Annotated in this window: 29 protein-coding genes; 2 read left to right on the top strand and 27 right to left on the bottom strand. The window is 68.0% G+C overall.

Features of this window, described 5'->3' with window-relative positions:
* Positions 1-12: 12 nt before the first annotated feature.
* From Bra3105_RS06790 to Bra3105_RS06780, 3 genes are all read right to left on the bottom strand, one after another.
* Positions 13-654, bottom strand: coding sequence for a helix-turn-helix domain-containing protein (locus Bra3105_RS06790; protein WP_228359147.1), 642 nt, complete (start codon positions 652-654; stop codon positions 13-15).
* 47 nt (positions 655-701) lie between these two features.
* Positions 702-1,040 carry a hypothetical protein gene (locus Bra3105_RS06785; RefSeq protein WP_228359146.1) on the bottom strand — a complete coding sequence of 113 codons (339 nt, stop codon included), beginning with the start codon at positions 1,038-1,040 and terminating at the stop codon, positions 702-704.
* A gap of 150 nt (positions 1,041-1,190) precedes the next feature.
* A complete protein-coding gene (locus Bra3105_RS06780) occupies positions 1,191-1,787 on the bottom strand; it encodes a phage tail tube protein (protein WP_228359145.1) in 597 nt (198 codons plus the stop codon).
* Positions 1,788-1,792: 5 nt separating this feature from the next.
* On the opposite strand from Bra3105_RS06780, the gene Bra3105_RS18635 reads away from it, so the two are divergent.
* Positions 1,793-2,419, top strand: a complete 627-nt coding sequence (locus Bra3105_RS18635; protein ID WP_407650900.1) for an HNH endonuclease signature motif containing protein — start codon at positions 1,793-1,795, stop codon at positions 2,417-2,419.
* An 18-nt stretch (positions 2,420-2,437) separates the two neighbouring features.
* Here Bra3105_RS18635 and Bra3105_RS06775 read toward each other — a convergent pair whose 3' ends face one another.
* The 15 genes from Bra3105_RS06775 to Bra3105_RS06705 form a co-directional block, all read right to left on the bottom strand.
* On the bottom strand, positions 2,438-2,623 hold the full coding sequence (locus Bra3105_RS06775) for a hypothetical protein (protein ID WP_228359144.1): 186 nt from the start codon (positions 2,621-2,623) through the stop codon (positions 2,438-2,440).
* Positions 2,620-3,021 (bottom strand): hypothetical protein, encoded by a 402-nt coding sequence (locus tag Bra3105_RS06770; RefSeq protein ID WP_228359143.1) that lies wholly within the window; start codon positions 3,019-3,021, stop codon positions 2,620-2,622. Before Bra3105_RS06770 ends, Bra3105_RS06775 begins: the two co-directional genes overlap by 4 nt.
* Complete coding sequence (locus Bra3105_RS06765) at positions 3,021-3,305, bottom strand: hypothetical protein (protein ID WP_228359142.1); 285 nt, start codon at positions 3,303-3,305, stop codon at positions 3,021-3,023. The genes Bra3105_RS06770 and Bra3105_RS06765 overlap by 1 nt, the downstream gene beginning before the upstream one ends.
* Positions 3,305-3,652, bottom strand: coding sequence for a hypothetical protein (locus tag Bra3105_RS06760; RefSeq protein WP_228359141.1), 348 nt, complete (start codon positions 3,650-3,652; stop codon positions 3,305-3,307). The genes Bra3105_RS06765 and Bra3105_RS06760 overlap by 1 nt, the downstream gene beginning before the upstream one ends.
* The gene (locus Bra3105_RS06755; RefSeq protein ID WP_228359140.1) at positions 3,649-4,029 is read right to left on the bottom strand and encodes a Gp19/Gp15/Gp42 family protein; all 381 of its coding nucleotides are present in this window, start codon (positions 4,027-4,029) and stop codon (positions 3,649-3,651) included. Before Bra3105_RS06755 ends, Bra3105_RS06760 begins: the two co-directional genes overlap by 4 nt.
* Positions 4,029-4,193, bottom strand: coding sequence for a hypothetical protein (locus Bra3105_RS06750; protein ID WP_228359139.1), 165 nt, complete (start codon positions 4,191-4,193; stop codon positions 4,029-4,031). The genes Bra3105_RS06755 and Bra3105_RS06750 overlap by 1 nt, the downstream gene beginning before the upstream one ends.
* 55 nt (positions 4,194-4,248) lie before the next feature.
* Complete coding sequence (locus tag Bra3105_RS06745; RefSeq protein ID WP_228359138.1) at positions 4,249-5,250, bottom strand: major capsid protein; 1,002 nt, start codon at positions 5,248-5,250, stop codon at positions 4,249-4,251.
* Positions 5,251-5,253: 3 nt separating this feature from the next.
* Positions 5,254-5,622, bottom strand: a complete 369-nt coding sequence (locus tag Bra3105_RS06740; protein WP_228359137.1) for a hypothetical protein — start codon at positions 5,620-5,622, stop codon at positions 5,254-5,256.
* A 9-nt stretch (positions 5,623-5,631) separates the two neighbouring features.
* Positions 5,632-6,141, bottom strand: a complete 510-nt coding sequence (locus Bra3105_RS06735) for a hypothetical protein (protein WP_228359136.1) — start codon at positions 6,139-6,141, stop codon at positions 5,632-5,634.
* Positions 6,142-6,214: 73 nt separating this feature from the next.
* Positions 6,215-6,904, bottom strand: a complete 690-nt coding sequence (locus Bra3105_RS06730; RefSeq protein WP_228359135.1) for a VG15 protein — start codon at positions 6,902-6,904, stop codon at positions 6,215-6,217.
* Entirely contained in the window at positions 6,888-8,300 is a 1,413-nt protein-coding gene (locus Bra3105_RS06725) for a hypothetical protein (protein ID WP_228359134.1), read from the bottom strand. The genes Bra3105_RS06730 and Bra3105_RS06725 overlap by 17 nt, the downstream gene beginning before the upstream one ends.
* Before the next feature lie 153 nt (positions 8,301-8,453).
* Positions 8,454-9,866, bottom strand: coding sequence for a hypothetical protein (locus Bra3105_RS06720; RefSeq protein WP_228359133.1), 1,413 nt, complete (start codon positions 9,864-9,866; stop codon positions 8,454-8,456).
* Between the two features lie 49 nt (positions 9,867-9,915).
* Positions 9,916-10,242, bottom strand: a complete 327-nt coding sequence (locus tag Bra3105_RS06715) for a hypothetical protein (RefSeq protein ID WP_228359132.1) — start codon at positions 10,240-10,242, stop codon at positions 9,916-9,918.
* A gap of 103 nt (positions 10,243-10,345) precedes the next feature.
* Positions 10,346-10,870: a hypothetical protein gene (locus tag Bra3105_RS06710; protein ID WP_228359130.1), complete on the bottom strand. Its 525-nt coding sequence runs from the start codon at positions 10,868-10,870 to the stop codon at positions 10,346-10,348.
* A gap of 240 nt (positions 10,871-11,110) precedes the next feature.
* A complete protein-coding gene (locus Bra3105_RS06705) occupies positions 11,111-11,392 on the bottom strand; it encodes a hypothetical protein (RefSeq protein WP_228359129.1) in 282 nt (93 codons plus the stop codon).
* A 52-nt stretch (positions 11,393-11,444) separates the two neighbouring features.
* On the opposite strand from Bra3105_RS06705, the gene Bra3105_RS06700 reads away from it, so the two are divergent.
* A complete protein-coding gene (locus Bra3105_RS06700) occupies positions 11,445-11,792 on the top strand; it encodes a hypothetical protein (protein ID WP_228359128.1) in 348 nt (115 codons plus the stop codon).
* 295 nt (positions 11,793-12,087) lie between these two features.
* On the opposite strand, the gene Bra3105_RS06695 is transcribed toward Bra3105_RS06700, so the two are convergent.
* Genes Bra3105_RS06695 through Bra3105_RS06655 form a run of 9 tightly spaced genes read right to left on the bottom strand, consistent with a single transcriptional unit; the run spans position 12,088 to position 14,935 of the window.
* Entirely contained in the window at positions 12,088-12,771 is a 684-nt protein-coding gene (locus Bra3105_RS06695; protein ID WP_228359127.1) for a hypothetical protein, read from the bottom strand.
* Positions 12,768-13,058 (bottom strand): hypothetical protein, encoded by a 291-nt coding sequence (locus Bra3105_RS06690; protein WP_228359126.1) that lies wholly within the window; start codon positions 13,056-13,058, stop codon positions 12,768-12,770. Before Bra3105_RS06690 ends, Bra3105_RS06695 begins: the two co-directional genes overlap by 4 nt.
* Complete coding sequence (locus tag Bra3105_RS06685) at positions 13,055-13,321, bottom strand: hypothetical protein (RefSeq protein ID WP_228359125.1); 267 nt, start codon at positions 13,319-13,321, stop codon at positions 13,055-13,057. Before Bra3105_RS06685 ends, Bra3105_RS06690 begins: the two co-directional genes overlap by 4 nt.
* The gene (locus Bra3105_RS06680) at positions 13,318-13,503 is read right to left on the bottom strand and encodes a hypothetical protein (protein ID WP_228359124.1); all 186 of its coding nucleotides are present in this window, start codon (positions 13,501-13,503) and stop codon (positions 13,318-13,320) included. Before Bra3105_RS06680 ends, Bra3105_RS06685 begins: the two co-directional genes overlap by 4 nt.
* The gene (locus Bra3105_RS06675) at positions 13,500-13,916 is read right to left on the bottom strand and encodes a hypothetical protein (RefSeq protein WP_228359123.1); all 417 of its coding nucleotides are present in this window, start codon (positions 13,914-13,916) and stop codon (positions 13,500-13,502) included. Before Bra3105_RS06675 ends, Bra3105_RS06680 begins: the two co-directional genes overlap by 4 nt.
* Positions 13,913-14,143, bottom strand: coding sequence for a hypothetical protein (locus Bra3105_RS06670; protein ID WP_228359122.1), 231 nt, complete (start codon positions 14,141-14,143; stop codon positions 13,913-13,915). The genes Bra3105_RS06675 and Bra3105_RS06670 overlap by 4 nt, the downstream gene beginning before the upstream one ends.
* Positions 14,143-14,295 (bottom strand): hypothetical protein, encoded by a 153-nt coding sequence (locus Bra3105_RS06665; protein WP_193636272.1) that lies wholly within the window; start codon positions 14,293-14,295, stop codon positions 14,143-14,145. Before Bra3105_RS06665 ends, Bra3105_RS06670 begins: the two co-directional genes overlap by 1 nt.
* Positions 14,292-14,513 (bottom strand): hypothetical protein, encoded by a 222-nt coding sequence (locus Bra3105_RS06660; protein ID WP_228359121.1) that lies wholly within the window; start codon positions 14,511-14,513, stop codon positions 14,292-14,294. The genes Bra3105_RS06665 and Bra3105_RS06660 overlap by 4 nt, the downstream gene beginning before the upstream one ends.
* Positions 14,510-14,935 carry a hypothetical protein gene (locus Bra3105_RS06655; RefSeq protein WP_228359120.1) on the bottom strand — a complete coding sequence of 142 codons (426 nt, stop codon included), beginning with the start codon at positions 14,933-14,935 and terminating at the stop codon, positions 14,510-14,512. Before Bra3105_RS06655 ends, Bra3105_RS06660 begins: the two co-directional genes overlap by 4 nt.
* Between the last annotated feature and the right edge of the window lie 57 nt (positions 14,936-14,992).

Genomic DNA, 14,992 nt, shown 5'->3' with positions numbered 1-14,992 from the left:
CCTATGCAGTTGTCAGATGTGCACCCATGACTCGCCACGGGCAATTCGGCCGACAGTGGAGACGGACACTTCGAATCGGTCAGCGATGTCCGCGCGACGGTCGCCAGCCGCGATCGCCTGCTTGATTGCTCGCGCGCGTTCCTGGTCGGTGGATTCCGGTGTTGCAGGTGGCTGCGCTGCCGGGAGCGGCTCGGGCGTCGCGGGCATCTCGACGGCCATTCGGTTGACCAGGTCGAGGGGTACGTCGAGGCGTTCAGCGATCTGCCTGCTGGACTCGCCAGCAGCCAGGGCGGCGGTGATCTTCGCGTCGTTGGTCGCCTCGAAGATCGGGGCGGTCTCGCCGTTCCAGCCGAGCCAGGCGTCGGCCTCGGCCTGCGACATGGCATCGCCGCGAGTGCGGACGATGTCCCCCGGGCGGGGGATCGGTTTGGGCTTCTGCCCCTTGCCTCCACCGGCCTGGTAGAGGCGGAAGTTCAGTGCGTCGACGGCGGCCGCGAGCAGGTACTCGCTCACTCCCCACGCGGGGTCGGCCCTGTCGTCGTCAGCGTTGATCGCGGCGTAGACCGCGGAGTCTCGCCCAAGGTTCCGGACGACGACCCATAGGTCCCGCCAGTTGAATCCGGATGAGCCCACGTCGCGCAGACGCAGGCCCATCCGAATGAGGTCGAATTCGATCGCCTCCGAGTGGTCTGCGATGAGACTCAGGAGGCCGAGGATTCCCCCAGCTCAGTGGCGGACTCGCCCTCCCAGCGCTTGATCATCTCGGCGATCTCGCGCTGCAGAAGGGGATCGACCGTGTCCTCGAAGTCGTCCTCGAGAAGCTCCTCGAGGATCGCGAAGTAGAACGCCATCTCGTTGTCGCCCGCGTTCTTCTGCGCGCGACGGATCGCACCGGAGGGCAGGTTCTCCGTGTAGGGAAGCGTGACCGTGACACCCGAGTGCGGGGCGTCGTAGACGAACATCTCGCTCGGGTCATGCGGAGCGATCTTCTTGTTCTTCTTCGCGGGGGACTTGTGGTCCTGAGGGGCCTTCGTGGGCATGGGGTGTCCTTTCGTTGGGAGGGAGTCCTGGGGTGAGAGGCCTGGCGCGCCGGAGGACTCCCCATGAATTGCCGGCGCGCCAGGGGTTTAGGTGGGGGAGGAGCGGCCGCCCAGCGAGCCCTGTGCGGGCCTCAGCTGGGCGGCCGACGGTCACTCCCCGCTGCCGCCGCTGCCGGCGGTCTGCTGCGCGATGTACTCGTAGGCGCAGTTGCCGTCGTCGTCGGCGTAGCAGGTGACGGTCACGCCGTAGCGGACGACGTCGGAGTGGGAGTAGGTGATGTCCTCGGTCTCGGTGATCTGACCGTTGGGCACCACGAGGCGGCGGCGCTTGTCGCCGTCCTTCATGTCGAACACGAAGGCGCGGTTGGAGAGCGTCTGCTCGTTGTGCTTGATCGAGATCCCGGTCTCGGCGGTGCCGGTGACGTTGTCGGCCCCGAAGACCTCCTTGAGCACCTCGACCTTGTCGCCCTCGAGGAAGGTGAACGACAGAGTCTCCGAGAACTCGGTCTGCACGGTGCGGAAGATCTGGCCGCCCCAGCGCCGAATGTCGTCGGTGGACCTGTCGCGGGTGAGGGAGTAGCCCTCATCGGAGAGGTAGCCGAGCTTGTCGAGGTCGGCGTCGCTGATCGCGGCGATCGCGTCGGCGGGCAGGGTGGCGGTCGTCTCGCCGGAGTAGATGCCCCCCGAGACGGGAGCGCCGACGAATCCATTGGGAAGTGCGATGACTATTCCTTTCGTCCCATCCAAAGGTTATGATGGGCCATGTGAGCGAGCCCGGGCCTACCGGGATCGAGAGGAAGGGGAGTCCTGTTTTGACAGCACAGATCTGCGCTATCGACGGATGCTCAAGGCCGCACGAGGCTCGCGGGTGGTGCTCGATGCACTACCGGCGGTGGAAGAAGCGCGGCGACCCTCTTGCGAGGGGGAACAACCGAGGCGACCCGGCTGGGTCTCTGGCTTCACACTCGGAACGCCAGGGGGAGTGCCTTGTCTGGACCGGCGGAATGTCTCCCGACGGGTACGGCATCGTGACTACCGGAGGTAAGTCCATCGGTGCCCATCGGTTGGCGTACCTCCTTCACCATGGAGAGCTGCCTCCCGGAATGCAGGTGGATCACACCTGCTACAACCGGGCATGCATCGAACCCGCACATCTCCGGTTGGCGACACGAAGTGAGAACCAGTGGAACCAGAGCGGAAATAGCTCATCCACGGGATACCGCAACGTGTACCGCGCAAGGGGTGGCGGGTATTACGTCCAGATTCGCCACGAGGGACGAAAGGTCAGCTTTGGCTCGTACTCGAACCTTGCCGAAGCCGCCGAAGCCGCGCAGCGCGGCCGCGAGGAACTCTTCGGTGGATTCGCTGGCAGAGGCTGACCTGTCTGGCTGTCCCGGTCAGCGCCGCCGGGACTTCCGAGGCTTCGCAGGCTCGGCGGCCTCCGCATGCTCCGGAGTGGGGTCCGGTGCCGGGTCGGGCTCCGGGTGCTTGTTGTCGACCACGGTCCATCCGGCGTCGCGCCAGGAGGCGTACGCCGTCACGTCCTTCGTGATCTCGGGGAAGGCAGGGTGCTGGATCTTCATGCGACCTCCATCGGCTCCATGCGCACGTAGGCGTCGATCTCGAACTGGTGTCGGTCGAGCTCGGGGGCGTCGTCGTCCTGGAACTGGGACGGCATCGTGGCCGGCTCGATGTGGTGGGTGACGAGCCCGGGCAGCGCTTCCTGGTCCTCGATCGCACCGACAAGCCCCCAGAGGTGGCGGGCCGCGTTGAACGAGTCCTCCTGGTCCCCCTCCCACACCTCGACGAGAAGCCGAGCGTGGTCCTGCTGCGGGTTCTCGGGGAACCCGCCGATGCGGGAGACACGGACCATGCCGGGGGTGCGCTCGAGGGGAACGCGGGACCTGGCGTCGACGCCGTGGAGTACGTAGAACGCGATGAGCCCGGCGACGACGTTCGGGGGACCGTAGATCTGAGGCATCAGACTCGGCCCGCCTGGATCGCCTGCTGCAGGCGCTCAGCGGAGCGACTGCCGCGCGGGAACGCCCCGTGCTTCATGGTGACGCCGGAGATGGCACGCGGAGGCGTGGAGTTGCCCTTCGCGCTCGTGCCCTGCGTCGGGCTGATCCAGGTGTCGGCCTCGAACTTCGGCCCCGCTCGGCGTGCGATGGCGTCGCCGGAGCGGCGGACCATCTTCTGCACCTCCCGGCCGGCGAGAAACTCGCCGATGCCCTTGGTGTCGGCCCGGAACTTCATCTGTGCCATCACCCCTCCGTTCGATCGAGGTTGACGACGATCCCGTGCTGCCGTGTGGAGACGACGTGCGGGTTCTCGTCCCAGGTGCCGACTTTGCCTGTCACTTGCCAGGTGTCGTCGCCGTAGTCGACGAGGTCGTGAGGACCCGGCGTTGGACCGCCCACGGGGGCGAACACCGTGATGCCGGTGATCACGAGATCCCTGTTCGGCTCCTGCGGCTCGGTCGATGAGCGAGGCGATACCGCGTAGACGGGCCACGCCTCGGGTTCACCGTGTGCCTTCTTCGGGTTGTTGTAGATGTCCTTCGCGCCCTCGAGGCGTCGCCGGATCGCGAGCGCCGTAGTAATGCGCCTCATCGGATGCCGCCGGGCATCACGGAGTAGGCGCGTCGCCCGGTCGGCCCCTTGCCGAGGAGGTCTCGGCGGTCCTCGTCGGTGAAGACGATCTCGCCGAGCACATCGCCCGCATAGGTGGTGGAACCAGAGAACTGACCGGTGGTCTCCTGCAGTGTTCGGATCCCCTCGGGGTTCCTCAGCACCCGGATCACCATCCGGGAGATCACTCGAGACACTCGAGCCAGCGGGATCTTGGTGTCGACCATCTGGTCGATGTCAGGCACCGACGCGCGGATCGCGTCCTCGGCGTCACCGATCAGGGTCGCGATGGTCTGGTCGGTGAAGTCCAGGTCACCCCCGACCCACCGATCTCGAACGTCGTCAGGGGTGACCCACATCAGCCCTCCCGGCGAGGACGGCCCCGCTTCGGGGGCGCTGACTGCGGTTCGGGAGCCGTGAGCGACGCGGCGACCACGGCACCGCGGGGCACCTCGTCTCCGGCCTTGTAGGCGGCACCATCGATGTAGACGACCCCGTCGAGGTCGTCGCGCAGCTTGGTCATGTGAACCTCCTAGGGGAGGTGCGGGGCGAGCAGATGGCCCGCCCCGCACGGCCGATCAGACGCCCAGCACCTTCGCGGCGAAGGTGAGATCCGGGTTCCCGAGGATCGGCAGCGCGCGAGCGTTGCCGTGGATCCACTTGGTCGCCGGGTCATCGGTCGCGTACGCCCCGACGACGAGACCGGGAAGGGCCGCATCGGAGAGGCTGTAACGGGGATCCGTCGACTCGATGGTCTGGCCCCAGACGGTCGCGCCCGCGCCCGCCGAAGCGAACACGATGACGTTCTCGTCGAGGACGGCCTGACCGAGCACGCGGGCCGTGTGGACCGTGATCGCGGGCAGGCCGTAGCCGGCGAGGATGTTGTTGATCGTCGCGCGGTCCAGCAGGGCCGGAGCGTTCGAGCCGAGGTAGGCGCGCACCTTGTCGTTGCGCGACAGGGCGGCGACGACCTTCGGGGACGCGTACAGCGACGTCGGCTCCTGGCCGGTGTGGTCCACGTACGCCTGACGCCACTGCTCGAGATCCACGATCGGATCCGCAGCACCGTCCCATGCCGCAGCGGCGGTCACGGTGTGGTCGGGGCGGCGACCGAAGTCCACGTTCTGCGTGAACTTGTACTCGCCGTAGCCGTCGTTGATCGCCAGCTTGCCGGTCACCAGGGCCTCGGCGCGCACCTGCACGATGCGGCGCATGATCCCCTGGGCCACCTCGGTGGCGAGACGGTCGGCAGCGGCCTGCACGGACTCCGGGGAGTTCTGCGAGGAACGCACGAGCTGGTCGTACTCGCCGAAGCGCTTCTTGAGGGAGATGGCAGCGAGGGACGCGACCTTCTCCTCGAGGCCCGACGCGCCACCGATCTTCGACTCGGCGTCGTACGCGCGGAACGCAGCGACGTCCTGAGCCTTCTCATTCACGAACCACTTGAAGTTCGTGTCCGAGGTGGAGATCGACGGGAACACCTCGGAGAGGGTGGAGCCGTCGGCGTCGAACTGGTCGGCGACGGTGCGGGAGAACCCGGTGAGGTCGCCGGGGTTGATGAGGTCAGTCCACAGAGCCATGGGTCAGGCCTCCTCTCCGGCAGCGGTGCCGCCGACGTAGGTGAACGCGCCCTTGTCGGCGGGCACGGTGAAGCCCTCGACGGGCAGATTCTCGACGACGATCAGACCGTGCCAGACGATCGCGGCGGTGTCGTCGCCGTCCTTCACGGAGTGGTCGCCGAGGACGAAGCCGGTCGGGGCGTCCGCGCCGGCGGGGACGAACTTGCCGCCCTGCGCCTTGACGGGGGTCCCGGACTTCACGAGCCCGTCGGCGGCCGATGCGAACGCCGCGGCGTCGAGGGTGCCGGTCTGGGCGTTGTCGACGGCGTGGCGGGAGCCGAGCCACGAATCGTCGCCGCCCCCGTACTTCTTGGTGGTGATGCTGAGGCTCATGGCCCCTCCTTACTTGGTCTTGTCGGACTGGGCGCGGGCGCGCTCAGCACCGGATGCAAACGACGACGTGCGGGGAGCGGAATCTCCCGTGCCCTGCGTGGGGACGACGCCGACCTTCGCGGCCGCGCGGGCGTCCTCGAGCCAGGCGTCGGCGGTAGCCTCGAGTTCCTCGCGGGTCTCCCCGGAGAGGTATCGGAGCTTGACGCCCTTCGCGGAGGCGATCTCGGCGGCGATCTCGGCCCGTTCCGCGCGCTTCTCAGCGGCGGAAACGCTGGCCTCGAGCTCGCTCACGCGCCCTGCGGCGCTGTTCGCGGTCTCGAGCTGCTTGGTGAGATCTTCGACCTGGGTCGCGAGGGCCTTGGAGCGGTCCTCGTGCTTCCGAGACATCGCCTTCCAGTCGATGTCGGGCTTCGAGTCCTCGGCCGGCTTCTCGTCGGCCTGGGTCTCGGTCGTGGGCTGCTCGTCCTGCTCGGTGCCCTGCGGCTCCTGCTCGGCGGCATCCTTGACGTCGTCGGTCATGCTCGTTCCCCCTGCGGGTGTAGTGGAGTGCCCCGTGCGGGGCGGAGTGGCCCACCGTCCGGTGGGTGGTCTGTCAGGCCGCGGCGGCTCGGATGCGGCGCATCTCGCGAGCCACTTCCCCGGCTTGGACGCCCGTGCCGCCAGCGGCCTCCCAGGCGGGCTTGTACTCGGCGTACAGCGCCTCTGCGTCGTACGGGAGCTCGTCGCCATCACGAATCGCCGTCGCGAGGCACGCGCAGTCGTCGTGGTACTTGTTGTTCTCGCCGCCGGCGGACTCCCGGGACAGGTAGACCGCACCGCGGCTCGACATGATCCGGCACCAGTCGCACGCGCCGGCCTCGGGCACCCTGGCGAATCGGAGGCCCGGCGTTGACCGTGTCGACCGGTAAATCGACGACCGGCCCGCCTGCAGCATGTGCCGGGTCGCAGAGCCGATGACGAGTGAGATCGCCTCGGCCTCCTGACCGGTCCACAGTCCGCCGATGAGCGCCCGGATCGAACCCTGGACGGCCTCGGGTGTCGACCCGTCGTGAATCGTGCCGCGAGCACCCGTGGTCGTCTCGAAGTACTCCATCGCGACCGCGGCGGCTGCGTCTCCGTAGGTGGAGACGAGACCCGGGACAATGTCGAGGAGAGCGTCGCGCTTCCCCTCGGGCGAGTAGGCCCCGAGCGCACCCCACGCCTTGCGGATGTCCCGCTGGATCGCATGGGTAAGTTGGTCGTTCGCCCGCTTGAACTTCCCGGCCTCAGCTCTGCTGACCACTGTCGGCCTCGCGGATCGTCACCGGCTGGCCGGGCCAGAAGGCCAGGTTGTGGAGCCCGCTCGCCTGGGCGGCGGAGTCGGGCTTCACGCCGGCACGGATCAGAGTGCCGAGCGCGGTGACGCGCTTCGTGAGCTCGTCCACCTCACTCGACTCTGGGGCGTCCGTCGTGGTGTCGTCAGACTGGCCAGCGAGGATCTTGTCGAGCGCCCCCGAGCCAGCGGCCCGGAGGTTGTCCTGCCGAATCTCGTGCGCGTCGGCAGGAGAGAGGGGCAGCTGACGAAGGGTCGCGTCGGTCCCGGGCTGCATGTTGCCGGTCTGCACCTGCAGAGCGACGAACTGCGACTGCTCCGACATCGACCTGTAGCGTGGATCCTCCCAGCGCGGGGTGAGCCCGCGCAGGTCAGCCATCGCCGCCGCATCAAGGTCGCCGTACAGGGCCGTCAGGATGTTCAGCGCGAGCATCCGCCGGCCAATGTTGAAGCTCGGCTCCTGCCCGCGGACCGTGCGCACCAGATCGTTCTCGATGGTCTGCAGCGCCTCAGCGGACGTCGGATTCGAGTCCTGCGTGACCCCGAGGTAGTGCACCGGGATCGACGACGCGCCCGCCATGTTCGATGCGAGAAGTCGGAACTCGTCCGAGAACGGCTGCATCGACATCTGCGGAATCTGCTGCAGGGACGCCCTGCGCAGCGTGTCCGGCATGTCCTGGTCGTCGTCGATCGTGACGTCCGGCAGGCCCCACACGGAGCCCGTGATCGCCGACCACGCGCCGGGCTCATCGAACACCGACGAGTCCGCACCGAGGAGCACCGAACGGGGAGCCTGGTAGAACTCCGCCGCGACTTCCTGCCGCAGCAGGGTGCGCGTCGCCCCGTAGGTCAGCTCCATGATCGTCGGCGTCACCCTCGACTGACCGAGAGGCCGCTCGAGCGTCGCACCGTGGACGTAGGGGGCGCACAGCACCCGCTGGGTGCCCGTGGACCACTCGTCCTCGACCATCCAGTCCGTAGAGCGTCGGATACACGTCAGCACCCGGCCCGGCAGGTACAGATTCACCCGCGGCCCACCGATGAGCTCGAGAGCGGCCCGCACCCGGCCCGTACGCGGGTCGAGATCCGCCGTGGCCGCCAGCGCCGAGCGTGCCGTCACCAGCACCTCGGAGTCGCCAGCATCGGCATCCCCGCGCGACGTGAAGATGAACGAGCACCCAAACGCGTCGGCCGACTGGATCGCCTGCCGCTCGATGAAGTCGAGGTTCGACTCCTCAGCCACGACCGCGATGTCGTCCAGCAAGGTCGTGTCCGTCCGCGTCGAGTAGCCGAGCGGCACCTGACGGGAGGCGAACACCTCCACCGCCTTCCGCGGCCAATCCAGCGGTACCTGGAAGCCCATCATCGACGACGGGATCGTGAACCCCGTCGACCGAAGCCGCTCCTTCGCCCGCACGAACCGATCTCGCAGGAGATTCCCGCGCGACCGATCCACGATCGTCAGATGAAGGTTCCCGAGGATCTTCGCCTCGTCATCCGTCGCTCGACGCACCAGCGATCACCCCCGTCCGACAGGCGACCTGCCCACGACTCTGCGGCCCGCGGTGCGGCCCGTCCGTTGCGTATCCGGGGATCGGCGCGACCGCGCCGTCAACCCATGCCATGCGTGCGTCACCGCGATCAGCGGTGAGATGTCAGCGACCTGCGTCTTGCGGTCCCACTTCCACAGTGACTCGCCCATCGGCTTCATCTGCGCGGCCTCGACCGCTCGGTCCAGGTCCTCGTAGCCGACGTGCGCGAGCTTGCCCTGCTGCACGGCGTCATAGACCGCCGCGCACGCCTGCCCGTACTGCCGCATGTTCAGCGCCTGCGTCCGCACCCGGGCGCGCTTCACGTCCGGCAGGAGAGCACCGGCCGCTGAGCCCTCGTCGAGGATCACCGCTACCGGCGACCACTTCTCCTTGAGCTCACGGAGCCGCTCAGCGACCCACGCCGTGCCCTCCTCGCGGGCCACGATCGACACATGCCGCACGCCGTCAGGCCGCTCCGAGACCGCCGCGATCGTCGCCATGTCCCGCGACGGCGGAACATCGACAGCGAACGCCAGACGATCACCAGGCTGCGATCCCGGGTCGAGACAGCGACGCCAGGCCGACGGCGAGATCGCGGAGTCGCCGCCGACCTGCGCCCAGATCCCCAGGCGCTCGCGACGGAACTGCTCGTCGCCCATGTCGGACTCGAGCTCGGTCTCGCGGATCCACTCCTCGGAGATGCGCACCCCGAGCCCGGGGTTCGCCGCGTACCAGGCATCGACGTCCGCCGACTCGGCGTCGTCGGGCGCGGACCACTCGTAGTAGGCCAGGCGGGGCGACGCGCCGCCCGTGCCGCGCTCCCGCAGGTTCGCCAGCGCCTCCGACTTCGGCAAGCCCGCCGAGGACGTGTACCAGATCTGCGGATTGCCATCCATCGACCGGGCCGCCATCGTCGGCAGCATCGCGGCAATCTCATCGACCGAGAGGTCGTAGGCCTCATCGAGGACGATCAGGTCGCCGGTGAAGCCGCGCCCGCCGCCCCCAGAACGGGCCTGGTACTCGAGCTTGCATCCGTTCTGCAGCTCGATCGACAGCTCGGTGCCGTTCTGGCGGATCCCGCGGATGTCCTCCCACGGACCCTGCCCCCTGTAGCCGAGCACCTGCGAGTGCAGCGACGGGGTGTTCCGCACCAGACGCTCCATGTCCCGAAACGACTTGCGGGCCGTCTTGAACTGGTGCGCCGAGTGGATGATGACGCGGTCCCCGAGGATGAACAGCCCCGCGAGCTCGCGAGCCTCGATGATGACGTTCTTGCCGTTCTGGCGGGGCACCACGAGGCCGACCTCGAAGGCCGTCCAGCGACCATCGGGGCGCTCACCCATCGCGCCCTCGAGCACGTGAGCCTGCCACTCATCGAGCGGCTTCCCCGCGAGGTCCATGAGGTCGATCGCGTCCTCCGCCGCCGACCACTCGTGAGTCGGGACCGACTCAACCCTCGGTCGCTGCGCGCCTACGCGCCTCGCGCTCGGCGCGTCGAGCAGCGATGTCATCGACACCACCACCCATCGACTGCTGAGCCATCGGCGTGGACGATCCCGTCAACTGAGCGATCTCGGAAGCCGTGTCCCGGATCTGCTTCGCGATGCCGGCGACCGACTGCGGCGGTGCCGCGGCGAGCTGCCCTCGAAGGTTCGAGAGCACTTCCTCGAGGACCGACAGCTGGTCGAAGTCCTTCGGCACGGGCCGGGCGTCCTGGGCTGCCTGCGCGGCGGCCTCACGCTTCCCGGCGGTGCGCTCGTTCTTCTCCTCGCGCACGGCATTCGCGCACTCGTCGCAGAGGGGCTCGTTATGCCGGCGGTGACGTCGAGCGGCGGCAGGAGTGCCGCAGGGGGCGAGATCTCGAGCCATCGCGCACCCCCTAGATTCGGTCCCCCGTCACGGCGATGTAGCGGTCACGGGAGTACGTCTCGATGTTTCGGCCGTCGCGGACCCTGCGGCCTGGGGCCTCCTCCATCGGGAGGAAGATGTGGACGCCCTCGCCGGAGCGGGAACGTTCGATCAGGATTGCGTCGGCGCGATGGTCGTCGACGATGTCCCGTGCCCAGGGTGTGAGGCGGCCGCGAACGATGGAGTGGTCAAGGTCGATGCAGCCGAGGCCTTCGCCGAGGACGATCCCCAGGCCGACACCGACCGACGAACGTGACGCCTTCGCGTACGTCGTCCACGTCAGCGGATCCGTCACCGAAGCCGGACGCCCCAGAACCGTCAGAGGACGCTTCGAATCGTCGTGGCGCACCCAACGAGGGCGCGAGGTCAGCTCGGCAGGCAACGGGTGGGCACGGCGGCGATACGCCTTCTGCCGGCAGGCAGACGTGCAGAACCAGGCGTCCGCGCGATGAGGCGCGGGGATCGGCGATCCGCACTGCGTGCACGACTTGAGCATGGAGCCAGTCTACGCGGAGCGCGTTACAGCTACAAGGCTGTGAACAGGACGAACAGGATATGACACTTCAAGGCCTAGCTGTCCGACCTGGTCAGAGGGCCGTGAGTGAGAGCCGCACTATGCAGCGGGAGGGCGCAACAACCGGGAGGGGAGGGGCACCACCACCCGGTCTCTCGACGCGACAGATGGCCGCCCGTGTGTCACTTTCGGCCACCTTTGGTGACGTCCGGGGCATCCGAGTCACCATTCCCGCGTGTCCCGGGGCGGCGTGATCGCGTGTCGCGGTGCCCCGCGCCGACTGTTGCACGACCTGTGCGCCGGCCTGCCGATGCCGCGCATCTTGCCTCCGTTGGCGACGGCGTCTTCGTGGTCGTACGTGTAGCTGAGCGGATGCCGCCAGTCGACGTCCCAGAGGATCGGTTTGCCGCAGATCCAGCATGGCGTGTCAGCTCGTCGGGCCTTGCGGCGTAGCGCGAGCGAGAGGTCGCGGTATTCGCGGTTGTCGCGCCTCTTGACGGGCATCTCCGCCCCCGTTCCACCCTCGTTCGTCCGGGTTCGTGGCTACGATGCGCTCATGGATCCCATCATGGAACTGACCTCACACATCGCTGGTCGCAACGCGAAGGTGCGTCTCTACTCGGATCGGGTCGAGTGGACTCGTGAGGGCCGCATGAGCGGTGGCGCGAAGGCGGCGCTCGGTGTCGCGACTGCTGGCCTTTCGCTGGCCGCGACTGGCGTGACGAGGAAGCGTGAGAGCGAGATGATTCCGCTGCGCTCGGTCGCCCATGTCGGCACCAAGAAGGATGGACTGAGGAACACCATGGTCGTGCTGACCACGGCTGGTGGTGACGTCGAGTTGCGGTGCGCGCATGCGGAAGCGAAGCGGTTCGCTGAGGCTGTGCAGCGCGCGATGCTGGGCTGACTGTCGGCCTGTTGTGCTGGTGCTGTGCGCCGTGCGTGACGTCGCCCTTGCGATGCGTTACGGCCGGGCCTGGCGGCGGGTGCGGGTTGTGGGGTGGATGCCCTAGGGGTCCGCACCCCGGGGCATGAGCCCCCAGGGAGGCCGTGGGGCCTACACCTGGGGGCCGGCACCCCTGGGCCTGCCCTAGGCCGGGGTACGCCCGGGGAGCGGCATCGGGGGGATGGGGTGCTCTACCCGGGGCATGAAGAAAGCCCCGGCCTCGTCGGCTCAGGGCTTCGCGTGGAATACGTCCACATCAGCAAACATACCGGTTCCAGAGTCGGTCGCGCAACACCTCCTCGATCTCCTGAGTGTTGACGAGTGGCCGGTCTTCGGTGCCGTGGTTGGTGACCTGTCCGGTGCGAACGGCGTCGGAGATGTCGGTGCGTCGGATGCCGAGCACCTTCTGCGCCCCACGGATGCTGACGAGGGTGGGGCTGCCGCCTGCCTGGGCGAGGGTGACTGCGTGCCCTTGGGCGCATTCGACGATCATCCCGCCTTGTCCTTCGACGGGGAATCCCCAGCGTTGGGCACCGCATTCGCAGGGGGTGGGCAGTGGGATCCGGCGTGGCAGGGTGCCGAGCATGCCCTCGGCCGTGTGGGCGTGGTCTCGCAGCTCACTGACCATGTCCTCGGCCCAGTCCTGTTCGCTGATCCATCCGGTGTGGTGGAGCAGGTAGGTGGCGAGCGCTGCCGTGTCGTCGGCGGGGAGCGGGTCGCCTTGGTCTTCTTCGACGATCCGGGCCCAGCCTTGAACGCAGTAGTGGATCATCTCGGCCTGGTCGAACATGTCGAGGTTGAGCGGTGCTGGCGCGTCTGGGGCGGATCCGGTGACGGGTTCGCTGTGCCCCCGCCGGCGGGTGCGCGCGGCCTCACGGAGGGCGAGAGCAGCGTCTCGTGCGCCGTTGACGGCACGGATGATGATGTTGGGGTCGGTCATTCGCAGTCCTTCGTCGTGGTGTTGCTAGGTGGGCACTGGCCGGGCGAGTACTGCTGGGGGACGGGACCACCGAGCTGGTAGTCGGTGCCGCGGTGGTATCCGCCGCCGAGACGGCGGTACGCATCCATCCAGTAGCGCGCGGGACTCAGCACCCGCTCCCGGTTCCTGGGGTCGAGCGCCACCATCGCGGCCCGCCCGTCGGGGTATCGGCAGCGGATCTCCCCGCCGGACGGGTCGGGCTGGATGGACCACCATGAGCCGTCCTCGCGGTAGATGCGGGCGGTCATGCGTCCTCCTCGGTCGCCCGGGCATACAGGTCGGCGGTCTGGTACTTGATGAAGCCCTCGCGGTCTTTCCAGTCGCGACGGTTGGCCACGCGAACTTCGAGGTAGGGGTTGCAGGAGAGCAGGTCCGCGAGCGGGTCAAGATCCGTCTCCGTCTCGCGCACGAGCGCCCACTTCCCGGGATGCGCGGCGAGCTCCTGGGTAATGTCGTATGCCTCGTCCCGGTAGTCGCGCGGCGGGTTCTGCCAGGCGATGATGCGGCTCATCGCGTCACCGCCCAGGACGTGAGGGTGATGTGGTCCGCCATCACTGCGGCCCACCAGTTGGTCTGCTCGGACAGCATGTCCACACTTGCCCGCAGGGACTGCACGTCCCGCTCGAGACGCTTGACCGACCGTGCGGTCTCAATGCCTGTGGTGACGTGCCAGAGCGCGAGGACGGCAATCATGCGATCACCTCGCACGGCGTCGTGGGGTCGATGAGGTCGACGTGGTGCCCGCCGATGACCAGGTCGACGCTCGTCTTCGCGGGGCCACCTCGGAAGTCCATGCCCTGCTCGCGGTTGCGGGCGATGATCCTGTCGTAGTGACCGTGGACCGAATCGAGCCGTGCACGCATGTAGGTCCCCTTCCACTCGAAGGCGACCGTTCGGCCGATGTCCCAGCTGCTGAGTGCTCCGATGGTCAGGTGGGCGTCCCTGGTGATGCCGGCCTTGAGGCCGGCGACCATGCCCTCCTGTACCTCGAGTGCGTCCTTGAGGTCAGCGAGGGTGATGGCGAGGCGCTTCGCACGCTGATCGCCGTGCGCGTAGGCGTCCCGGATCTTCTCGGCGGCCGAAGCTTTGAGCTGCTCAGTGCTCATCGGGTGGTCTCCTTGTCTGCGGTGATGGCGTCGGCCCATGCGTCGATGCCTGCGGCTGTGCGGGTGATGCCGTCGATCTGACCCCACTGGTACGAGTCGGCGACGGGGTCGCCGGTGGTGTTGGGGTCGGGGATGTTGTCGCGGATGGTGTCGGCGAAGGTGTGGAGCGCTTCGGCCATGAGGTCGCGGTAGAGGTCGCGCATCCGCGCGGAGAGCCGGTGGATCATCAGTCCTCCTCGTCGGCGGGGATGAGTCGTGTGCGGGTCTCGAGGCCGTTGGCTCGTTCGACGAACCAGGCTTCGCCGTTGTCGTCGAGCTCGAGCCATTGGGCGCGGGGCTTCGGGTGGGGCTTCGGGGTCTTGCGGTGGAGGGAGATCATTGGTCCTCCTTGGTGGCGCGGATGGCTGCGGCGACGTCCCGGACCCCGTCGGAGAGGTCGAGGAGGGCGTAGGCGACGGTGGTGACCGATGCCGCCGTGGCGATCTCTCGTGTCGCGCTGTCATTGCTCACCTCGAGGTCCTTGCGGATCGAGTTGACGACGTCGATCACGGCTGCCGCGAAGGGGCGACTCTTCTTGAGCCAGGTGGGTGCAGTCATTGGTCGGCCTTCTTCCCATAGTCGTTCTTCCCACGTGGGAGATTCGCTTCTCCCGGCTTGGGGTCGTCCCGACCGGTTTCCCTCCGCCCGTGGGGCCGTTCGGCGTGCAGTGCCGCACGACGCTTCTGCTCGCGCACGATCTGCTCGGCGAGCTCGTCGGCGCTGACGTCCCCCGCGCTATGGACGTGGACCGGGGGACTGTCGTGCTTAGCGATCTCCTCGGCGACTTCCTCGGGGGAGTAGCCGTGAAAGTCGTGGAGGTGCACTTCGATGTCGTCGGGCTTGCGCTGTCCCGCGAGGCCCGCGCCGATGAGCACGAGCAGCACGGCGGTGGCAGCGGACTGCCAGTGCCAGGGCGACCAGATCGCGGCGAGGGCGCAGACGGTGGCGGTGGCGAGGCAGAGGGTGGATGCGAGTTTCATCGGGTGACCTCCTTCTCGAGGTCGGTGACGGCACGCGCGGCGACGGTGAGGATCCTG

This window comes from Brachybacterium halotolerans subsp. kimchii, assembly GCF_020792675.1.
Taxonomy (GTDB): domain Bacteria; phylum Actinomycetota; class Actinomycetes; order Actinomycetales; family Dermabacteraceae; genus Brachybacterium; species Brachybacterium halotolerans.
This window is presented reverse-complemented; position numbering and strand designations above follow the sequence as displayed.

Bases quoted from the DNA above. Each gene is read 5' to 3' on its own strand.
- Bra3105_RS06695 (WP_228359127.1), bottom strand. From the start codon at position 12,771: ATGACCGACCCCAACATCATCATCCGTGCCGTCAACGGCGCACGAGAC.
- Bra3105_RS06685 (WP_228359125.1), bottom strand. From the start codon at position 13,321: ATGAGCCGCATCATCGCCTGGCAGAACCCGCCGCGCGACTACCGGGAC.
- Bra3105_RS06775 (WP_228359144.1), bottom strand. From the start codon at position 2,623: ATGAAGATCCAGCACCCTGCCTTCCCCGAGATCACGAAGGACGTGACG.
- Bra3105_RS06790 (WP_228359147.1), bottom strand. From the start codon at position 654: ATGGGCCTGCGTCTGCGCGACGTGGGCTCATCCGGATTCAACTGGCGG.
- Bra3105_RS06680 (WP_228359124.1), bottom strand. From the start codon at position 13,503: ATGATTGCCGTCCTCGCGCTCTGGCACGTCACCACAGGCATTGAGACC.
- Bra3105_RS06725 (WP_228359134.1), bottom strand. From the start codon at position 8,300: ATGATGGGCTTCCAGGTACCGCTGGATTGGCCGCGGAAGGCGGTGGAG.
- Bra3105_RS06660 (WP_228359121.1), bottom strand. From the start codon at position 14,513: ATGACTGCACCCACCTGGCTCAAGAAGAGTCGCCCCTTCGCGGCAGCC.
- Bra3105_RS06655 (WP_228359120.1), bottom strand. From the start codon at position 14,935: ATGAAACTCGCATCCACCCTCTGCCTCGCCACCGCCACCGTCTGCGCC.
- Bra3105_RS06710 (WP_228359130.1), bottom strand. From the start codon at position 10,870: ATGCTCAAGTCGTGCACGCAGTGCGGATCGCCGATCCCCGCGCCTCAT.
- Bra3105_RS06670 (WP_228359122.1), bottom strand. From the start codon at position 14,143: ATGATCCACCGGCTCTCCGCGCGGATGCGCGACCTCTACCGCGACCTC.
- Bra3105_RS06760 (WP_228359141.1), bottom strand. From the start codon at position 3,652: ATGAGGCGCATTACTACGGCGCTCGCGATCCGGCGACGCCTCGAGGGC.
- Bra3105_RS06705 (WP_228359129.1), bottom strand. From the start codon at position 11,392: ATGCCCGTCAAGAGGCGCGACAACCGCGAATACCGCGACCTCTCGCTC.
- Bra3105_RS06785 (WP_228359146.1), bottom strand. From the start codon at position 1,040: ATGCCCACGAAGGCCCCTCAGGACCACAAGTCCCCCGCGAAGAAGAAC.
- Bra3105_RS18635 (WP_407650900.1), top strand. From the start codon at position 1,793: ATGATGGGCCATGTGAGCGAGCCCGGGCCTACCGGGATCGAGAGGAAG.
- Bra3105_RS06740 (WP_228359137.1), bottom strand. From the start codon at position 5,622: ATGAGCCTCAGCATCACCACCAAGAAGTACGGGGGCGGCGACGATTCG.
- Bra3105_RS06675 (WP_228359123.1), bottom strand. From the start codon at position 13,916: ATGAGCACTGAGCAGCTCAAAGCTTCGGCCGCCGAGAAGATCCGGGAC.
- Bra3105_RS06750 (WP_228359139.1), bottom strand. From the start codon at position 4,193: ATGACCAAGCTGCGCGACGACCTCGACGGGGTCGTCTACATCGATGGT.
- Bra3105_RS06745 (WP_228359138.1), bottom strand. From the start codon at position 5,250: ATGGCTCTGTGGACTGACCTCATCAACCCCGGCGACCTCACCGGGTTC.
- Bra3105_RS06720 (WP_228359133.1), bottom strand. From the start codon at position 9,866: ATGGACCTCGCGGGGAAGCCGCTCGATGAGTGGCAGGCTCACGTGCTC.
- Bra3105_RS06735 (WP_228359136.1), bottom strand. From the start codon at position 6,141: ATGACCGACGACGTCAAGGATGCCGCCGAGCAGGAGCCGCAGGGCACC.
- Bra3105_RS06770 (WP_228359143.1), bottom strand. From the start codon at position 3,021: ATGCCTCAGATCTACGGTCCCCCGAACGTCGTCGCCGGGCTCATCGCG.
- Bra3105_RS06700 (WP_228359128.1), top strand. From the start codon at position 11,445: ATGGATCCCATCATGGAACTGACCTCACACATCGCTGGTCGCAACGCG.
- Bra3105_RS06665 (WP_193636272.1), bottom strand. From the start codon at position 14,295: ATGATCTCCCTCCACCGCAAGACCCCGAAGCCCCACCCGAAGCCCCGC.
- Bra3105_RS06755 (WP_228359140.1), bottom strand. From the start codon at position 4,029: ATGTGGGTCACCCCTGACGACGTTCGAGATCGGTGGGTCGGGGGTGAC.
- Bra3105_RS06690 (WP_228359126.1), bottom strand. From the start codon at position 13,058: ATGACCGCCCGCATCTACCGCGAGGACGGCTCATGGTGGTCCATCCAG.
- Bra3105_RS06765 (WP_228359142.1), bottom strand. From the start codon at position 3,305: ATGGCACAGATGAAGTTCCGGGCCGACACCAAGGGCATCGGCGAGTTT.